14 protein-coding genes and 2 pseudogenes are annotated in these 16,669 nt (G+C 59.2%); 12 read left to right on the top strand and 4 right to left on the bottom strand.

The genetic code is table 11. From position 1 onward, the window contains the following. Nucleotides 1-149 precede the first annotated feature (149 nt). On the bottom strand, nt 150-1,034 hold the full coding sequence (locus AC1DS6_RS27435; protein WP_477103553.1) for an SDR family oxidoreductase: 885 nt from the start codon (nt 1,032-1,034) through the stop codon (nt 150-152). A gap of 83 nt (nt 1,035-1,117) precedes the next feature. Here AC1DS6_RS27435 and AC1DS6_RS27440 point away from each other — a divergent pair, with 83 nt between their 5' ends. After that, nucleotides 1,118-1,714, top strand: a complete 597-nt coding sequence (locus AC1DS6_RS27440; protein ID WP_477103554.1) for a TetR/AcrR family transcriptional regulator — start codon at nt 1,118-1,120, stop codon at nt 1,712-1,714. Here AC1DS6_RS27440 and AC1DS6_RS27445 read toward each other — a convergent pair. From AC1DS6_RS27445 to AC1DS6_RS27455, 3 genes and pseudogenes are all read right to left on the bottom strand, one after another. Further along, nucleotides 1,632-1,826 (bottom strand): annotated as a pseudogene (locus tag AC1DS6_RS27445) (transposase); the annotation flags it as partial. The gene AC1DS6_RS27440 and the pseudogene AC1DS6_RS27445 overlap by 83 nt on opposite strands. 444 nt (nt 1,827-2,270) lie before the next feature. Beyond that, a complete protein-coding gene (locus AC1DS6_RS27450) occupies nt 2,271-4,040 on the bottom strand; it encodes an acyl-CoA dehydrogenase C-terminal domain-containing protein (protein ID WP_477103555.1) in 1,770 nt (589 codons plus the stop codon). A 66-nt stretch (nt 4,041-4,106) separates the two neighbouring features. After that, complete coding sequence (locus AC1DS6_RS27455; protein WP_477103556.1) at nt 4,107-5,780, bottom strand: AMP-binding protein; 1,674 nt, start codon at nt 5,778-5,780, stop codon at nt 4,107-4,109. A 558-nt stretch (nt 5,781-6,338) separates the two neighbouring features. Between AC1DS6_RS27455 and AC1DS6_RS27460 the strand changes: the two genes are divergently transcribed. From AC1DS6_RS27460 to AC1DS6_RS27510, 11 genes and pseudogenes are all read left to right on the top strand, one after another. Continuing rightward, nucleotides 6,339-6,917 carry a TetR/AcrR family transcriptional regulator gene (locus tag AC1DS6_RS27460; RefSeq protein ID WP_400096603.1) on the top strand — a complete coding sequence of 193 codons (579 nt, stop codon included), beginning with the start codon at nt 6,339-6,341 and terminating at the stop codon, nt 6,915-6,917. A 377-nt stretch (nt 6,918-7,294) separates the two neighbouring features. Further along, nucleotides 7,295-8,029, top strand: a complete 735-nt coding sequence (locus AC1DS6_RS27465; protein WP_477103557.1) for an SDR family oxidoreductase — start codon at nt 7,295-7,297, stop codon at nt 8,027-8,029. Between the two features lie 171 nt (nt 8,030-8,200). Then, entirely contained in the window at nt 8,201-9,385 is a 1,185-nt protein-coding gene (locus AC1DS6_RS27470) for an acetyl-CoA C-acyltransferase (RefSeq protein ID WP_477103558.1), read from the top strand. Nucleotides 9,386-9,493: 108 nt separating this feature from the next. After that, complete coding sequence (locus AC1DS6_RS27475) at nt 9,494-9,703, top strand: hypothetical protein (RefSeq protein ID WP_477103559.1); 210 nt, start codon at nt 9,494-9,496, stop codon at nt 9,701-9,703. A 129-nt stretch (nt 9,704-9,832) separates the two neighbouring features. Further along, on the top strand, nt 9,833-10,456 hold the full coding sequence (locus tag AC1DS6_RS27480) for a DsbA family protein (protein ID WP_477103560.1): 624 nt from the start codon (nt 9,833-9,835) through the stop codon (nt 10,454-10,456). A 151-nt stretch (nt 10,457-10,607) separates the two neighbouring features. Beyond that, on the top strand, nt 10,608-11,726 hold the full coding sequence (locus tag AC1DS6_RS27485) for a Re/Si-specific NAD(P)(+) transhydrogenase subunit alpha (RefSeq protein WP_477103561.1): 1,119 nt from the start codon (nt 10,608-10,610) through the stop codon (nt 11,724-11,726). 10 nt (nt 11,727-11,736) lie between these two features. After that, nucleotides 11,737-12,093, top strand: coding sequence for an NAD(P) transhydrogenase subunit alpha part 2 (locus tag AC1DS6_RS27490; RefSeq protein ID WP_267602024.1), 357 nt, complete (start codon nt 11,737-11,739; stop codon nt 12,091-12,093). Beyond that, the gene (locus AC1DS6_RS27495; protein WP_477103562.1) at nt 12,090-13,559 is read left to right on the top strand and encodes an NAD(P)(+) transhydrogenase (Re/Si-specific) subunit beta; all 1,470 of its coding nucleotides are present in this window, start codon (nt 12,090-12,092) and stop codon (nt 13,557-13,559) included. The genes AC1DS6_RS27490 and AC1DS6_RS27495 overlap by 4 nt, the downstream gene beginning before the upstream one ends. A gap of 311 nt (nt 13,560-13,870) precedes the next feature. Further along, a complete protein-coding gene (locus AC1DS6_RS27500; RefSeq protein WP_477103563.1) occupies nt 13,871-14,431 on the top strand; it encodes a Clp protease/crotonase-like domain-containing protein in 561 nt (186 codons plus the stop codon). A gap of 8 nt (nt 14,432-14,439) precedes the next feature. Then, nucleotides 14,440-15,987, top strand: coding sequence for an AMP-binding protein (locus AC1DS6_RS27505; protein ID WP_477103564.1), 1,548 nt, complete (start codon nt 14,440-14,442; stop codon nt 15,985-15,987). A gap of 7 nt (nt 15,988-15,994) precedes the next feature. Continuing rightward, nucleotides 15,995-16,274: pseudogene (locus AC1DS6_RS27510) on the top strand (IS110 family transposase); the annotation flags it as partial. Nucleotides 16,275-16,669 lie beyond the last annotated feature (395 nt).

Raw genomic sequence — 16,669 nt, forward strand, 5'->3', positions numbered from 1 at the left:
GCGTTGGTCATCGTGATTTCCTTCAAGGACAAAGTTCGGTGGATCGCACATCAAACTAATCCAGACTTCACGGTGGTCACCCAGAACGAAATGGCCGCCGCGCGGCACAATACCTAACCCGCTTCCTGGGACACCAACCGATGGAGAGCTCATGCTCGAAATACGTCTAGGTTGTCGGTCAACCATTCCGTTAACGAACGTGGGGCCTTTCCGGTCAGTTCCTCGACCGTTGAGGTCGTTTCGGCGATCACAGACTCCCGGAACATTTGGTCGAGTCCAACCAAAAGATCGGCTACGAGCGGAGCAAGTCCGGCGCCGAGCAGAGCCTCTCTCTGCTCGGCAGGCGAACGTTCGACGTAAGTAACCGGATGTCCAAGTAGGCGGGCCAACTCCTCTGCCACCTGGTTCATGGTCCACGCACGTGGACCAGACAGGTGGTACGCACGTTGCGACGCCGGCTCGATTTCCTCGAGCAATGCAATGCGGGCCACTTCAGCAACGTCGCGGGTATCGATGAAGTTCACACGCCCGTTACCCGCTGCGCCGGCCCAGGAACCGGCGGCGATGTGTGGCCCCAGACGCTTGAGCACATGGCTGAAAGTGCTAGGGCGCAAGACGGTAGATGCGATCGGCTGCTGCGCCAAATGCGCTTCGATTTGCATGTGCCAAGCGATGGGAAGAAGTCGGGTCGCGGGACCAAGGGCGGACAGTTTGACGATGTGCCGAACGCCTGATGCAACTGCTGCATCGATCAACGCGATTTCGTTGGCGACCTGTTCGAGGGAGGTGCCGTGCGCGATGAAGAGCCGGTCGATGCCGCGTAGGGTCTCCTCAAGCGTGTCGGCGCGTTTGAAGTCGACCTTGAATGGGATCACCCCTTCGGGCAGTCGCGCTGTGCTGGGTTGGCGCGTTAGCGCGATCAGGTCGATTGGGTCAGCGGCGAGCAACGCCGTCAATGTAGCCCCAACGCGTCCTGTTGCCCCCGCGATGGCGATCCGCGGTTTCTTGATCTTAGCCTTGGAGGGGTTGATCATGGTTAGTACCTCTAAGATGTATCATGGAACGAACGATCCACATATCTTGGAACGATCGGTCCAATTTGTCAAAGGGTATTTGAATGAGCGGTAAGCCGCAATACGACGAAGGTGCCGTCATTGATGCAGCCCTGGATGCCTTCTGGCGTCACGGATACGCGGCTACATCGATCAATGTGTTGACGGAAGCGACCGGACTATCACGTTCAAGCCTTTACCAACGTTTTAAGGACAAAGATGGCCTGTTCCAGATGGCACTTGCAGCCTATACGGATCGGGTGCTACAGAGGATGAAGTCATACGAGGGCGACAGTGCCCGTGCGCGGCTCGAGGCGCTGCTGCGGGGGCTGCTGCCGATGGGGTCCCGTCGCCCCCCTGGTTGCCTGCTGGCACGAAGTTGTGCCGAGCTAGTCGATCTGCCGGAAGCAGGGCAGGAGGCGGCGCTCTCGGGGATGAGTCAGCAGCGCGATCTGCTCGAAGGTCTGCTTCGGGAAGCAATTGCAGATGGCGAACTGCCAACTGATGCAGATGTCGCTGCGCTGGCTTGGTATTTTCTCGGCGTGATGCAAACGATCTTGAATTTGCCGCAGGCGGGTGCTAGCAGGGGCGAATTGGACCGCATGATCGCCGTTGTGATGTTGGCGTGGCCGGCGACCGGTGTCGCACAAACGAGATCTTGAGCCTATACAGGCTCGATGGCCTCAATGTGACCGCGACTTCCATCATCATGGCGCCAACGAGGCGCAGGATGGATGCGTCGTTGGGGAAGATACCCACCACGTTCGTGCGCCTACTCGGAATCCACGTGCCGCTTCGCATAGGAGCCGCAGTGCATTTGCGTTCTGGGAAAACAGGTGCATGTTGCATAACCCGATTGACGACTACCACGGATTCCGTCGCGTCATGCACCGGATCACGCTGGCGGGAACGAGCCCAGTTCGGGCGGCCTAGTCTAGTGATAGTTTTCGCGCGAGATCAGCGCTCCAGGCTATCGCTACGGTACTGTGCAGGTCTTCGACATGGTCCAGACGCATGCAGTTGTCCTGGCGCGCGGTGGACGTGAGGGGGACGCGCCGTGTATATCCAGAATTGGAACTCGGCATTGTCATATTTGCCCATGCTGCGCTTGGTTGTAGAGCCCAACTTCTTCGGTGCCCGGCATGCAGCAAACTCTGTATGGCGGCAGCGCATTCTGCTGCGGCTGCCGCCAAACAGACCATAGCGAAAGTGGAGGCGTTAGCCGAAATCAAGCTCCATGATCGGACCGGAGCCGGCGGCGATCGCCGCTGCCAGAGATTGTATTTCGGGTAGCAGCTTCTTGAAATAGAAGCGCGCCGTCGCGATTTTCGATGCATAGATCGGGTCGGCAGAGGCGGCGTTGACGAGCCCGATCGCAGCCATACGTGCCCACATCCATGCTAGACCGACATGACCGGCAAGCCGAAGGTATGATGCAGCAACGCTTCCCAAGACGTGAGGATCCGCCTTGGCTTGCATCGATACTTCGTGCGTCGCATTCCGCAACACATCGGTCGCGCTCAAAAGCGGGGCGGTGAATTCCCGCAGGACTGGATTATCGGCATTCGCGTTGATGAACTCGGTGACGATTGCAAGGAACATCTCCAGCCGTGTGCCCTGGTCGAGGAGAACTTTGCGTCCAAGGAAGTCCATGGCTTGAATGCCGTTGGCACCTTCGTAGAGCGGGATGATACGTGCGTCACGAAGATGCTGTTCGACCTGGTTATCCACGATATAGCCATGTCCACCAAGGACCTGCATTGCCAAGCTGGTACATTCGACGGCGAGGTCGCTGCTGAATGCTTTAACGATCGGTGTAACCAGCGCAGAGAGTTCTGCCGCCTGATGCCGAATCCCGGAGTCATCGCCGAAGTGCTGGGTGTCGGCCAACTGGCATGCCCACTGCGCGAATGCTCGTGTTCCTTCGATATATGCTTTCTGAGTCAGCAGCATACGGCGCACATCAGCATGCTCGATAATCGGATCCGCCGGGCTGTTACGGGCCGATGCTGTTGGGGACCTTCCTTGTGTGCGGTCCTTTGCATAGCCCAGTGCCTTCTGGTACGCCGCCTCCATCAGTCCGATTGCATTGACTCCGACAAGGAGCCGCGCGTGGTTCATCATAACGAACATAGCCGCGAGCCCCTTGTCTGGCTCGCCCACCAGATAACCTGTTGCACCATCGAAGTTCATCGTGCAGGTGGCGTTCGCATGGATGCCCATCTTGTGCTCCAGGGAGCCACAAGTGACTGCGTTGCGTTCGGCCAGATCTCCTTCAGGCGACACCAGGAACTTTGGAACAAGGAAGAGGGAAATACCCTTGACGCCGGGGGGCGAGTCCGGTAACCGGGCGAGTACCAAATGGACGATATTGTCCGTGAAGTCATGTTCGCCTCCCGAAATGAAGATCTTCGTACCGGTTATGCCGAAGGTGCCATCGGCATTCCGTACAGCACGGGTGCGCAAAAGTCCGAGGTCGGTGCCGCAATGCGGCTCGGTCAAACACATGGTTCCCGCCCATTCGCCGGAAGCTAGCTTCGGCAGGTAGAGCGCCCTCTGCGCGTCCGAACCATTTGCCGCCAGGCATGTGTAAGCCGCCTGCGACATACCCGGATAAGCCGCCCAGGCCATGTTAGCACCAGCGAATATCTCCATGACAGCCGCATTGACGGCGTTCGGCAGTCCCTGCCCACCATGCTCCGATTGACATGCCAGTGCGGTCCAGCCTGCCTCAGAAAATCGCTTGTACGCGTTCTTGAATCCCTCAGGCGTCGTCACCACACCTGACGAAGGCATGGTGCAGCCTTGGAGGTCTCCAATGCCGTTCAGGGGCGCCAGAATCTCTGTAGCGAACTGACCTGCGGCTTCGATTACCTGGTTGATCGTGTCGGGATCGGCAATTTCGGCAATTGCGGAGCCGGTGGACACGTCGAGCAGCTCATGCAGCACGAACTGAAGATCGCGGAGGGGGGCGTGATAGTAGTTCATAAGGGCCGGGTGTGCTGGCAGCCGCATGGCTGGCCAGAGAGAAATCGAGAAGGGCTGAGCGGGGCGCTATGCATTGCTTTGCTCAGCAACCAAGCGCGAACGCAAGTCTCTACGCAGGATCTTGCCCACCGTTGATTTGGGCAGGGCATCGACAAACGTAATGTGTCGTGGCACTTTATAGGCGGCAAGATGGGAGCGACAGTGTGCCTCCACTTGTTCCGTGGTGAGCGCCATATTGCATGGGACGATGAAGAGGTGCGGGGCCTCGCCAGAACGGTCGTCAGGCACGCCGATACAGGCGGCCTCGAGGACATCGGGCATCATAGCGACGACGGCCTCGATCTCATTCGGATAAACGTTGAAGCCTGAGACGAGAATCATGTCCTTCTTGCGGTCGACCATTGTCATGAATCCCAATTCGTCCATGACCACAATGTCGCCCGTCCTGAACCAGCTACCATCAAGGAACGCTCTCCGTGTTTCGTCCTCCTGATTCCAATAGCCGCTGAAGAGTTGTGGTCCCTTGATCAGAAGTTCGCCGGCAACACCGAGTGGGACGTCGTGCCCACTTTCATCTACTAGGCGAACGTCGGTCGAAGGCACAGGAATGCCGATCGACCCACTTCGGCCAGGAGGATTGAAGGTGGCGCTCGGTGAGGTCTCTGTAAGGCCATAGGCTTCGGTAACAGGGGGAGCACCGGCCGCGAGCCATCGCTTTGCAATAGCGTCCTGGATTGACGCCCCGGCACCAATCACCAAACGGGTAGCGCCGAAGTCTACGGAAATGAGTTCCGGTGTGTTCACCAAGCTGTTGAACAAGGTGTTGACCCCGACAAGCATTTGAAACGGCCGCCGCTTCAATTCAGCAAGCACAGAACCAGCCTCACGCGGATTGGGAACCAAGCGATTCTCACAACCGAGCGATAGCGCCAGAAGTGCAGTCGCAAGCGGGAAGATATGATACAGAGGCAGTGGTGTCACCATTGATGCCTCCGAGCCTGCTAACGGTGGTCCAACCCAAGTCAAAATTTGCGCCAAACTCGCGCAAACTGACTTGTGCGTGAGGACTGCCCCCTTGGAAACACCCGTCGTGCCACCGGTGTATTGCAGAATGGCGATGTCCTGAGCGGTCTGTGCAACTGGGGAAAGACTGCCTCTGTTTCCCTGCAGAATCGCTTGGGCTAAAGGTTGGCACGTGCGACCACCGGTCGTACCGGCTTGTTGAGCAGCGCCAGCGTCTTTTGCGAGTGCCACGAGTTGACCGACAATGGGTTTCATTCCAACAACCGGTGCCGTCAGCACCTGAACAATGTTGGTTTCCTCCAGCACGTGCTGCAGCGACGGCTGCAGTTGGTCGGCGACGATAATGCAGGTGGCGCCAGAATCCTGTAGCTGATGCCTCAATTCACGCGGTGTATACAGTGGGTTGACTGGAACCGCCACCATCCCTGCTTGAAATACCGCTGCCAAGCCTATCAGGAAAGCGGGGCAACTTGGCAGCATCAACGCTACACGGTCCCCCTTTTTCAATCCCGACTGCTGCAGAAAAGTCGCGAGCGCTTCAGACAGAATGCCGAGCTCTGCGTAACTAAGTGATTCCTCCAGGCAGGTTACCGCAGGACGCGTGGCGAACGAGGCCACCGCACCTGCAATCATGGACCCCAGTGTCGCTGTCGCGTCCACATCAATCTCAAGCGGTATCCCGGGCGGGTAGGAGCTATGCCAGCGTCTGGCTTCCATATTGATGTCTCTCAGTTGTTATACCCTGGTTAGACCCCAGGGTTGTTTCGCTCTGTTGCCATCTGCCCCACGGCTTTCCGAATGAAATCGACTCCGTGTGGTGAGAAGCATCGTGACGAACGCGCAACTCACTGGTAGGCCTACCGACCGAATTCTCGTGTCGGGGACTGGCGCAAACAGATGGCGCGTGGCTCTTTAGTTAACGATCGTTTTGCAAACATGCTAGGTTACCCACTGAGTGATGTCAACAAGTATTCGCGGTTGGTGATTTGACCTGCGCATGCCGTTTGGTGCCCACGGCATAGGAGCGGGACGCGAGCTGGGCGCCTTCGTGTCCCGAGGATGGCACTCAGGCGGGCCGAGAAGAGACAGCGCTTAGACGGGCTTCGACGGCCGATGTACAGGACGGCATCCGCGGCCCCCAGCCCTGGCGAGCGCAGGCCTGTATCTTGGGAATTGGCAGTCCGTTGCGCCGCAGCATCAACCCGAGGCAGAATTTTCCTGAACGATCGTCATGCTATAATTCGTGCCATGTCCTGAATTCGAAGTGAGCTGAAAATGCGCTACTCAAGCACGCACAAGCAGGAGACGCGGGAGAAACTCCTTAACAGTAGTCAAGCGATTGCAAAAAAGGGGGGATTCGATTCAACGGGAGTCGATGCCCTGATGGGTGCCATCGGGCTCACGGGGGGCGCCTTCTATAGTCATTTTGGCTCTAAAGCGGAACTGTTCGCGGAGGTCATCCAGCGGGAGTTGACCAACAGCGCTGAAATGCTCGCAGGCGAGGATGAGACGGCCGAAGATCATTTCGTGAAACGCATCAGAAGCTATCTCAGCAGTTCTCATGCGCTGCATCCAGAATCAGGGTGCGTCCTGCCGACCTTGGGACCTGAAATCGCGAGGTCTGGGCCAGCAGTCCGCGCCTCAGTGGAGGAAAGCGCGAAAAAGCTGCAGAGCAGTTGGAGGCAGCGTTTGGACGATCCGGATGCGGCTTGGGCGTTGATTGCGCAGTGCGTGGGTGCCATTTTGCTGGCCCGGGTGGTTGAAACCGACCGGACCAGGCAGCAGATTCTCGCTTCCAGCCGTCGCTTTCTCGGTCGGTCTATTGAACGGCTCGAACCCCTCAGCAAGACCTAAGCGGTGCCGATGTAGCACCCACCTCCTCCGGGCGCAGTTCTGCGCCCTTTTGAGATCTTCTCGGTGCGCGCAGATATGTGCGTGCATGCCGCGGTACCGCGCTGTCATTGCGACGGCTTCGACTGCCGAACCGGGCCGCACCGCAAGTGCTGTCGATGCTTCCGCTTCGGGGTCCGGCGCGCGAAGCCATGCAGCCAAGTGCGGTCGCGGCTTTTCTTCTTTCATCCTTACCATCCTCGCCACTTCGCGTGCCGCGCACAGGGTGCTCCTGAGCTTCTTCGTTGTAGGTGCGTTAGGGTAAGTTGCCCTTGACTCCTGCACGGGGGTGAAGTACTCTTTCGTTACTAAACGATCGTTTGTTAATAAAGGAGACAGAGATGGATGTCAGAGAGCAGAGGGTAGCGCTCGTGATCGGAGCGGGGGACTCCACGGGTGGTGCAATCGCCAAGCGTTTCGCCGCGGAAGGCATGGTCGCTTGTGTGACGCGTCGTACAGCGGACAAGCTCCAACCGCTGGTTGACTCCATTCACGATGCCGGCGGAATGGCCTACGCGTTTGGCACGGACGCGCGCAAGGAGGAGGAGGTGGTCGCCCTCATCGACAAGATTGAGTCCGAGATCGGCCCAATTGACGTTCTCGTATTTAACATTGGTGCCAATGTGCCTTCTTCCATCCTTGAGGAGACAGCGCGAAAGTACTTCAAGATCTGGGAGATGGCCTGCTTTGCAGGATTTCTGAACGCAAGGGAAGTTGCCAAGCGCATGGTACAGCGTCAACGCGGGACGATTCTCTTCACCGGCGCTACCGCGGGTCTGCGAGGCAAGGAAAACTATGCCGCGTTTGCGGGTGCCAAGCATGCGCTTCGCGCGCTTGCGCAAAGCATGGCCCGCGAACTCGGATCGAAGAACATCCATGTGGCCCATATTGTGGTGGACGGCGCGATCGACACTGACTTTATCCGTACCAATTTTCCGGACCGTTATGCATTGAAAGACCAGGATGGCATCCTGAATCCGGAGCATATCGCGCAGAACTACTGGTACCTTCATTCGCAACCACGCGACGCCTGGACCTTTGAACTCGACCTGCGTCCCTGGACTGAGACCTGGTAATCAAAACGTCTGACCAATGGGATAGAGACCGCTTCCGCACGATCGCAATGCCTTGCCATCCGAAGAAATTTTCCATTCTGTCTGTTGGTGGCCCAGCTTAGCGATGCGTCAGAGAGAGACGCGGTCATAGCGGGATGTCTACCCCGGTATTCACATCATCAAGAGGGCAGCATGAGGGAAGCAGTCATTGTCTCGACGGCACGGACCGGGATCGGTCGCGCCTATAAGGGTTCGTTGAACAACACAAAGTCGCCGACCCTCATGGGGCACGTCATATCGCATGCGGTTCAGCGTGCCGGAATCGCCGCGGAAGAGATTGAGGATGTAGTGATCGGTACCTCGATGCCGGGAGGCACGGCCGGCATGAACATTGGCCGTCTTAGCGCGCTAGCCGGCGGACTTCCGGTCAGCGTCGCGGGTCAGTCCATCGACCGGCAATGCGCCTCTGGCTTGATGGCGATGGCCACCGCAGCAAAGCAAATCATTGTGGACGAGATGGACGTGGTGGTGGCAGGGGGGCAAGAGAGCATCTCGTTGGTTCAGGACCGTTTTGTCGAATGGATGACGAGTGCGGCCGACACGGAATTGATTGAGAGGGTTCCACATGCCTATATGCCGATGCTGCAGACCGCTGAACTCGTCGCGGGGCGGTATGGCATTTCCCGAGAGGCGCAGGATGTTTACGCGGCGGAATCACAGCGCCGTACGGCGCTTGCCCAGGAGAGGGGCCGCTTTGCAGCCGAAATTGTACCCTTCCAAACCTCCATGGCTATCCAGGATAGGGAGACAGGGGAGATCAGTTTCCGTGACGTGCTACTGGACCGCGACGAAGGGAACCGTCCCGACACAACGGTAGAGGGGTTGGCAAAACTCAGGACAGTCATCGACCGCGGCGCTGTCACCGGAGGAAACGCAAGTCAGCTTTCGGATGGTGCCTCTGCCTCGGTCCTGATGGATCGCCGCTTGGCCGAGCGGCGCGGATTGCAGCCTCTTGGTATCTACCGCGGCATCGCGGTGGCGGGCTGTGCGCCCGAGGAAATGGGTATTGGCCCGGTTTTTGCGGTCCCGAAACTCCTGGAGCGGCATGGGTTGAAGGTTAGCGATATCGGTCTGTGGGAACTGAATGAAGCGTTCGCGTGCCAGGTTCTTTACTGTCGCGATCGCCTTGGAATCGATCCGGACCGATTGAATGTGAACGGTGGCGGGATTTCCATCGGGCACCCGTATGGCATGACGGGTGCAAGGCTTGTGGGTCACGCCCTGATCGAGGGCAGACGCCGTGGAGAGAAATACGTTGTCGTCACGATGTGTGTCGGTGGCGGAATGGGGGCGGCGGGGTTGTTCGAGGTAGCGTAAATCGCCATTGGATCACGGTTTTCGGTCACCTTAGATCTACCTCAGATCTATAACCGGTATCGCTGCGATTGCGATGCCACCATACAGAGGATCCAACCGAGGATAGCAATGAAAGACACGGCGTTTGGAAATGATCACGATTCGCAGAAGGCAGCACAGATATTCTCCCTTTTTGTATTAAGCGCTGAAATCGAGCTGGCAGGTGTCATCACGGTAGCGGCGGAATCGGCAGACGATGCGCGAGGAAAATTCGAAGCTGCCCGATCTGCTCACCAGCACTTGTTGTCGGTGAGTCCCGTACCTGGGCAGGCTGTATGACCGCGCTTGCGGAGCGTGGGCCGATTTCGACAGGGATCGTGGAGCATCCGTCGTCAGATCCACAGCAGGTAAGCGGGCTTTGCTAAACGTTCCACCCAAATTTCACCACGTCATATATTAGGAGACACCATGAGCGGCGTACGAGTTCAGTTCCACTTTGATTTCGGCAGCCCGAATTCCTACCTTAGCCACAAAGTCATTCCGAGTATTGAGGCGCGGCAGGACGTCCAGTTCGAATATGTTCCGGTGCTTCTTGGGGGGCTGTTCAGGCTAACGGGGAATCGTTCTCCCGCGGAGGCTTTTGCGGGTATCAAGAACAAGCCGGAGTTTGGGCGTTTAGAGATCCAGCGCTTCATCACCAAGCACGGACTGACCGCCTATCGGGACAATCCATTTTGGCCCGTCAATACATTGCAGATCATGCGCGGGGCTGTGGCTGCCCAGAAGAACGGCACCTTTATGCACTACGTAAATTCCGTGTTCGCAAACATGTGGGAACAAGGTTTGAAGATGGATGATCCCGCCGTCATCTCGGCAGCTCTGGATGTCGCCGGTTTGGACGGAAAAGGCTTCGAAGCCCGCATTGCGGATCCCGAGGTCAAGCAGATCTTGCTGGCGAATACCCAGAACTCATTCGAACGCGGTGCGTTTGGCTCTCCGACCTTCTTTGTCGGCGACGAGATGTTTTTTGGGAAGGATCAGTTGCGGGATTTGGAGGAAGAGATTGAGAATGCGAAAGCACGACTAAGGTAAGCGAACCGTTGCCCACGGCGCATCAAGATGGTGGGGAAGCGTGCACGCACGGTGAGCGACAACCATGGCTCTCAAGAGGGCAGAAAAATCTAGAATGGAAGGCTGGCCCCGCCGGGTACCACTCCAGGAACGAACATCATAAGGAGACGAGATGCAAATCGGTATCCCGCAGGAGACGCGGGCCGGCGAGACCCGTGTTGCCGCCACGCCAGAGACAGTCAAGAAATACGTCGCGCAAGGTCACGAAGTCATTGTCCAAGCGGGCGCCGGAGTCAGGGCAAGCCAGCCGGACTCGGCCTATGAGGCCGCGGGCGCCCGCATCGGCACCGCCGCGCAGGCACTCGGCGTCGAACTGGTGCTAAAGGTGCGCGCGCCGGACGAGGCCGAACTCGGCCAGATAAAGCCCGGTGCCACCCTGGTCGGCATGCTCAATCCCTTCGACGCCGAAAACAACGCGCGTATGGCTGCGGCCGGCATCGTCGCCTTCTCGCTCGAGGCGGCACCCCGCACCACGCGCGCGCAGAGCATGGACGTACTTTCGTCGCAGGCCAACATTGCCGGCTACAAGGCAGTGCTCGAAGCCGCCAACCACTACCAGCGCTTCATGCCGATGCTGATGACCGCGGCCGGCACCGTCAAGGCCGCGCGCGTGCTGATTCTCGGCGCCGGCGTTGCTGGCCTGCAGGCGATTGCCACGGCCAAGCGCCTGGGCGCGGTGATCGAGGCCTCCGACGTGCGCCCAGCGGTCAAGGAACAGATCGAGTCGCTCGGCGCCAAGTTTCTCGACGTGCCCTTCGAGACCGAGGAGGAGCGCGAGATCGCACAGGGCGCGGGAGGCTATGCCCGCCCCATGCCGGCCAACTGGATGCGCCGCCAGGCGGAGCTGGTGCACCAGCGTGCCAGCCAAGCCGACATCGTGATTACCACCGCGCTGATTCCGGGCCGCCCGGCGCCGGTGTTGCTCAAGGAAGAGACCGTGATGGCGATGAAACCCGGCTCAGTGGTAGTCGACCTGGCCGCCGCGCAAGGCGGCAATTGCCCGCTGACGGTGGCCGACCAGGTGGTCGAGCGGCATGGCGTGGTGCTGGTTGGCCATACCAACCTAGCCAGCATGGTGGCGGCCGACGCCTCGGCGCTATACGCGCGCAACGTGCTCGACTTCCTTAAGCTCATCATCGACAAGGAAGGCAAGCTCTCCATCGACCTCGAAGACGACATTGTCGAGGCCTGCCTGATGACCCGGCGCGACGAGATGGCATTGGCCAGTTAAGGAGACATTAATGGAAATGGTGAACCACACGGTAATCAACCTGATCATCTTCGTGCTCGCGATCTATGTGGGCTACCACGTGGTCTGGACGGTCACGCCCGCTCTGCATACGCCTCTGATGGCCGTGACCAATGCAATCTCGGCCATCATCATCGTCGGCGCGATGCTGGCCGCAGGCCTTACCGAAGGCCCCACCGGCCGCATCATGGGCACGCTGGCCGTGGCGCTGGCCGCGGTCAATGTGTTCGGCGGATTCATGGTGACCCAGCGGATGCTGGAGATGTTCCGGAAGAAGGCACCCAAGGCTGCGCCGCAGGCTAGTACCAAGTCCGTGGCCGATGATCTTGTGGCGGAGGCGGCACGATGAACTTTCTGTCCATGAACTCGGTAACGCTGTTTTACCTGTCCGCCTCGGTCTGCTTCATCCAGGCGCTCAAGGGTCTGTCGCACCCGGCCTCGGCCCGCAAGGGCAATGCTTTTGGTATGGCCGGCATGGCGATCGCCGCAACGACCACCGTGGCGCTGATCGTCAAGCTCAAGCAGGAATTCCTTCCTGCCGCCGCTGGCCAGTCATCGGTCGGCACGGGCCTGGTGCTGATTCTCGGCGCGCTGGTGGTAGGCGGCGGTATCGGCGCCTACGTGGCGAAGAAGGTCGAGATGACCAAGATGCCTGAGCTGGTCGCGGCGATGCACTCGCTGATCGGCCTGGCGGCGGTGTTCATCGCGGTGGCGGCAGTCGCCGAGCCAGCGGCCTTCGGCATCAGCACGCCGGGCTCGCATGCGATCCCGATGGGCAACCGCGTCGAGCTGTTCATCGGCTGCTTCGTCGGTGCCATCACGTTCTCGGGCTCGGTGATCGCGTTCGGCAAGCTCGCCGGGCGCTACAAGTTCCGCCTGTTCCAAGGCGCGCCGGTGGTCTTCGCCGGCCAGCACATGCTGAACCTGGCGCTGGCCGTGGCGATGTTCGGCTTTGGCGTGGCGTTCTTCCTCACGCAGAACTGGCAGCCGTTCCTGCTGATGCTGGCGATCGCCTTCGTACTCGGTGTCCTGATCATCATCCCGATCGGCGGCGCGGACATGCCGGTGGTGGTGTCGATGCTGAACTCGTACTCGGGCTGGGCGGCGGCCGGTATCGGCTTCTCCCTGAACAACCCGATGCTGATCATTGCCGGATCGCTAGTGGGATCGAGCGGTGCGATTCTGTCGTACATCATGTGCAAGGCCATGAACCGCTCGTTCTTCAACGTGATCCTGGGCGGCTTCGGCGGTGCGGCGACGGCCGCGGCCAGCGGCAGCGCCGAGCAGCGCAACGTCAAGTCGGGTTCGGCGGATGACGCGTCTTTCCTGATGAGCAATGCCGAGACGGTAGTCATCGTGCCGGGCTATGGCCTGGCGGTGGCGCGCGCCCAGCATGCACTCAAGGAACTTACCGAGAAGCTGACGGAGCACGGCGTGACGGTAAAGTATGCGATCCATCCGGTGGCAGGCCGCATGCCGGGCCACATGAACGTGCTGTTGGCCGAGGCCGAAGTGCCTTACGACCAGGTGTTCGAGATGGAAGACATCAACAGCGAGTTCGGCCAGGTTGACGTGGTGCTGGTGCTGGGCGCCAACGACGTGGTTAACCCGGCGGCCAAGACCGACCCGAACTCTCCGATCGCCGGCATGCCGATCCTGGAGGCGTACAAGGCCAAGACCATCATCGTGAACAAACGCTCGATGGCGTCCGGCTACGCGGGCCTCGATAACGAGCTGTTCTACATGGACAAGACCATGATGGTATTCGGCGACGCCAAGAAGGTGGTCGAGGACATGGTCAAGGCCGCGGGATAGCCGCATGTGCTGACGGTCGACGAACCGGCCTCAGCCCGCCCAGGTGGCCGCCTCCCTCGATTGCACCGTGCCGTCAAGACGTAGCGGCAGGGCTCGACGTGGTGCTGCTCGAACATCGGCGCAGCCGCCATCCAGAAAGGCCTGGCTACGGTGAGCAGCACCCTCGCCCGCCTGGTCAATAGTGGCAAAGCGAGCGAGGCCGAGCACGCGTGGACGGCTCGGTATCCATCGTGCAATACCCATCGTCGCCTATAACGGGCTGGCGACCTTCTCAAGTCGATGCAAATCGGCGCGGTGCTTAGGAGACCGCAATGAAGCACATAGAAGTTGTGGCGGACCGTGGCGTCATGCCCATTGGCCTTAACAGACCAGACCGGAAGAATGCCATCACTTTCGATAGGCACGGAGCCCTTGCTGAGTCAATCAGAGACGCAGGCAGGCGCGGCGAAGTTCGCGCTGTAGTGATACACGACAGCGAAGAAGCATTCACGAGCGGAAATGACGATGCCTCAGAGGCAACATCGAGCTTGGGACTTTGCCCGGAGTTCGGGTCAAGTCAATTGCCGCCGAACAACGTCGGGACGCCTAAGGCGATTGAGTTGCTTCTGCTTAGCGAGCCCTGCACCATGCAAGACGACGCTGAATGCGGCCTGATCGACATTGTCGCGGGAACGGCGTTAGAGCACACGATGGACCCTGGCGGAGTTCGGGCAATGCGTTCCCTCATTCGCAGAAGTGAAGATGAGGGAACGCTCGATCCTATTGACCTCAAACTGCCAGAGTTTGCCATCCGTCTCAGGTCCGCCGAACGCAAGAGTGCTTTCGCGGCCTTTTTCGAGTGTCGTGCGCCTGGCTTCTCCCTTTTCTCTTGAGAGGTGACATGGCGCATCCATCGCACTACGCGCAGACCATGCCTAAGAAGATTGCGGCGGTCTTCATACCTGGCGGGCGCGAAATCACGTATTTCCAACTGGAGGAGGGGGCCAATCGGGTTGCCAATCTTCTCCGCAGTGCCGGGATAAAGACCGGAGACGCTGTGCTCTTCTGCATCGAGAATTGCCCCGAGTTCCTGTATCTGGGATGGGGGTGTCAGCGCGCTGGCGTCGTTTTTACGCCGGCGTCAACCAAGTTAAGCGCCGACGACCTGCGCTATATCGCGCGCGATTGTGGAGCGCGCGCTGTGTTCGTTTCAGTGGCCGCCGTCAACAGCGCGGGTCTCTTAGCGGCCGATTTTGGTTCCGCAGCATGTTTCGCCCTTGGGGGCGATATTCCCGGTTTTGAGCGATTCGAGGACGCGCTTGGTGCGTGCCAAGTCACATCAATCCATGATCCCGCTCGTGGCAGGGAGATGATGTACTCGTCCGGGACGACCGGGCGGCCAAAAGGTGTGCGCAAGCCGATTCCTCCCATATCGTTCCGTGACATGGACCCGCGCGATGCTTCGTTTGCCAGCAAGCCGGGCGTCGATACGTCCATGGTCCATCTCTGTACATCACCTCTGTATCATGCCGCGCCGCACCGAAACGTCTCGGCGACCCTGGCGCTCGGCGGTACCGCTGTGGTCATGGAGCACTTTGATGCAGTTCAGGCTCTCCATGCCATGGAAAAATTCCGGGTTACCCACAGCTTATGGGTTCCGACGATGTTCCATCGATTGCTGCGCCTTGACCCAGGCATGCGCATGCAGTTTGACCTTTCCAGTCATCGTTTAGCGATCCACGGCGCCGCACCTTGCCCCATTCATATCAAAGAGGCAATGATCGAATGGTGGGGGCCGATCCTGGAGGAATATTACGCGGGAACAGAAGGGATCGGCGCCTGTGCGATCAGTTCGCTTGAATGGCTCGCTCACAAGGGGTCAGTGGGTCGTGCCGTCGATGGAATCGTTCATATCCTTGCCGACGATGAGAACGAAGTGGCTTCTGGCTCGACAGGAACGGTGTACTTTGAGTCGGATGCCAGGTTTGCCTACTGGAACGATACCGACAAGACTGCGGCGAGCAGAAGCAAACAGGGGTGGTGGACCTACGGTGATATAGGCCATCTCGACGAAGAGGGATACTTATACCTCTCGGACCGCCGCGATTTCACGATCATATCCGGCGGCGTGAACATCTATCCACAAGAGATAGAGAACATTCTCGTAACAAATGATCGCGTGCTCGACGTGGCTGTCTTCGGCCTGCCCGATGACGAGTACGGGGAAGCGGTACACGCAGTGGTTCAGGTCGAGCGGCAACCGGGCACCCCTCACGCGTTAGCTGAGGAGTTGAGAGCCCTTTGCCGCAGCAAGCTCGGTCCGGTACGGGTTCCGCGGTCCTTCTCGTTTGTACTCGATTTTCCGCGCCTTCCCACGGGAAAGCTTCAGAAGAAGCTGCTGCGGGACACATTAATTCGCTCGATGAAACCTTCGTCCGTGGGCATTTGAGCCGCATATCACCAAGACCGGTAACAGCTACGCAAGGAAGTTGTTCGTCGAGGCAGTCTTGAGCCACCCGCACCCCGGCACGCGTGAGCCTAGAGATCCAGCGTCGGCACGAAGGCATCCCGAAGGCCATCATCGATCGCGCAGGGGACGCGCAGCTGCGGCTATGTTGCCGCTATCGCAAGCTGGCGGCGCGCGGCAAGAGCAGGAAGATCGCGGTAGTCGCGTTGGCGCGCGAGCTGGCCGGGCTCATCTGGAACATCAGCCATGTCGTTGGCCGTGCCGCGAGAGGCGCGCACGGCGTAACACAGCGCTTCGACGACTCAGGCACTGTGGCTGCACCCACAACGCATGGAAGGCGCTGTGCAGGAAATCCGGGAACCGGTCGGGCATTCTCATCTGTACGCCGGTGGCGGCTCGCATTAGCGTGAGCGTGATGAAGGGAAAGTGCGGGTTGCACTGATAGGGAACGCCGTAAGCCTTGCGTGCCGGTCGCAATCTATGTTGGTGTATGCGCCCTTGGCGGGAATTGTCGCGGGCGAGGCATTGCCAAAGGCCTGGAATACCCCGCGGAGCAATATGGGCTTGTGGACAAGCGTGCCACCGGTTTCTTCGCAGATCGTCGGCAATTGCGTCCATGCGAGGTACGATGCCGGACTGCGAGGTCGAAATAGAACTCCGCAGT

It is taken from the genome of Cupriavidus sp. 05L310 (genome assembly GCF_056398185.1).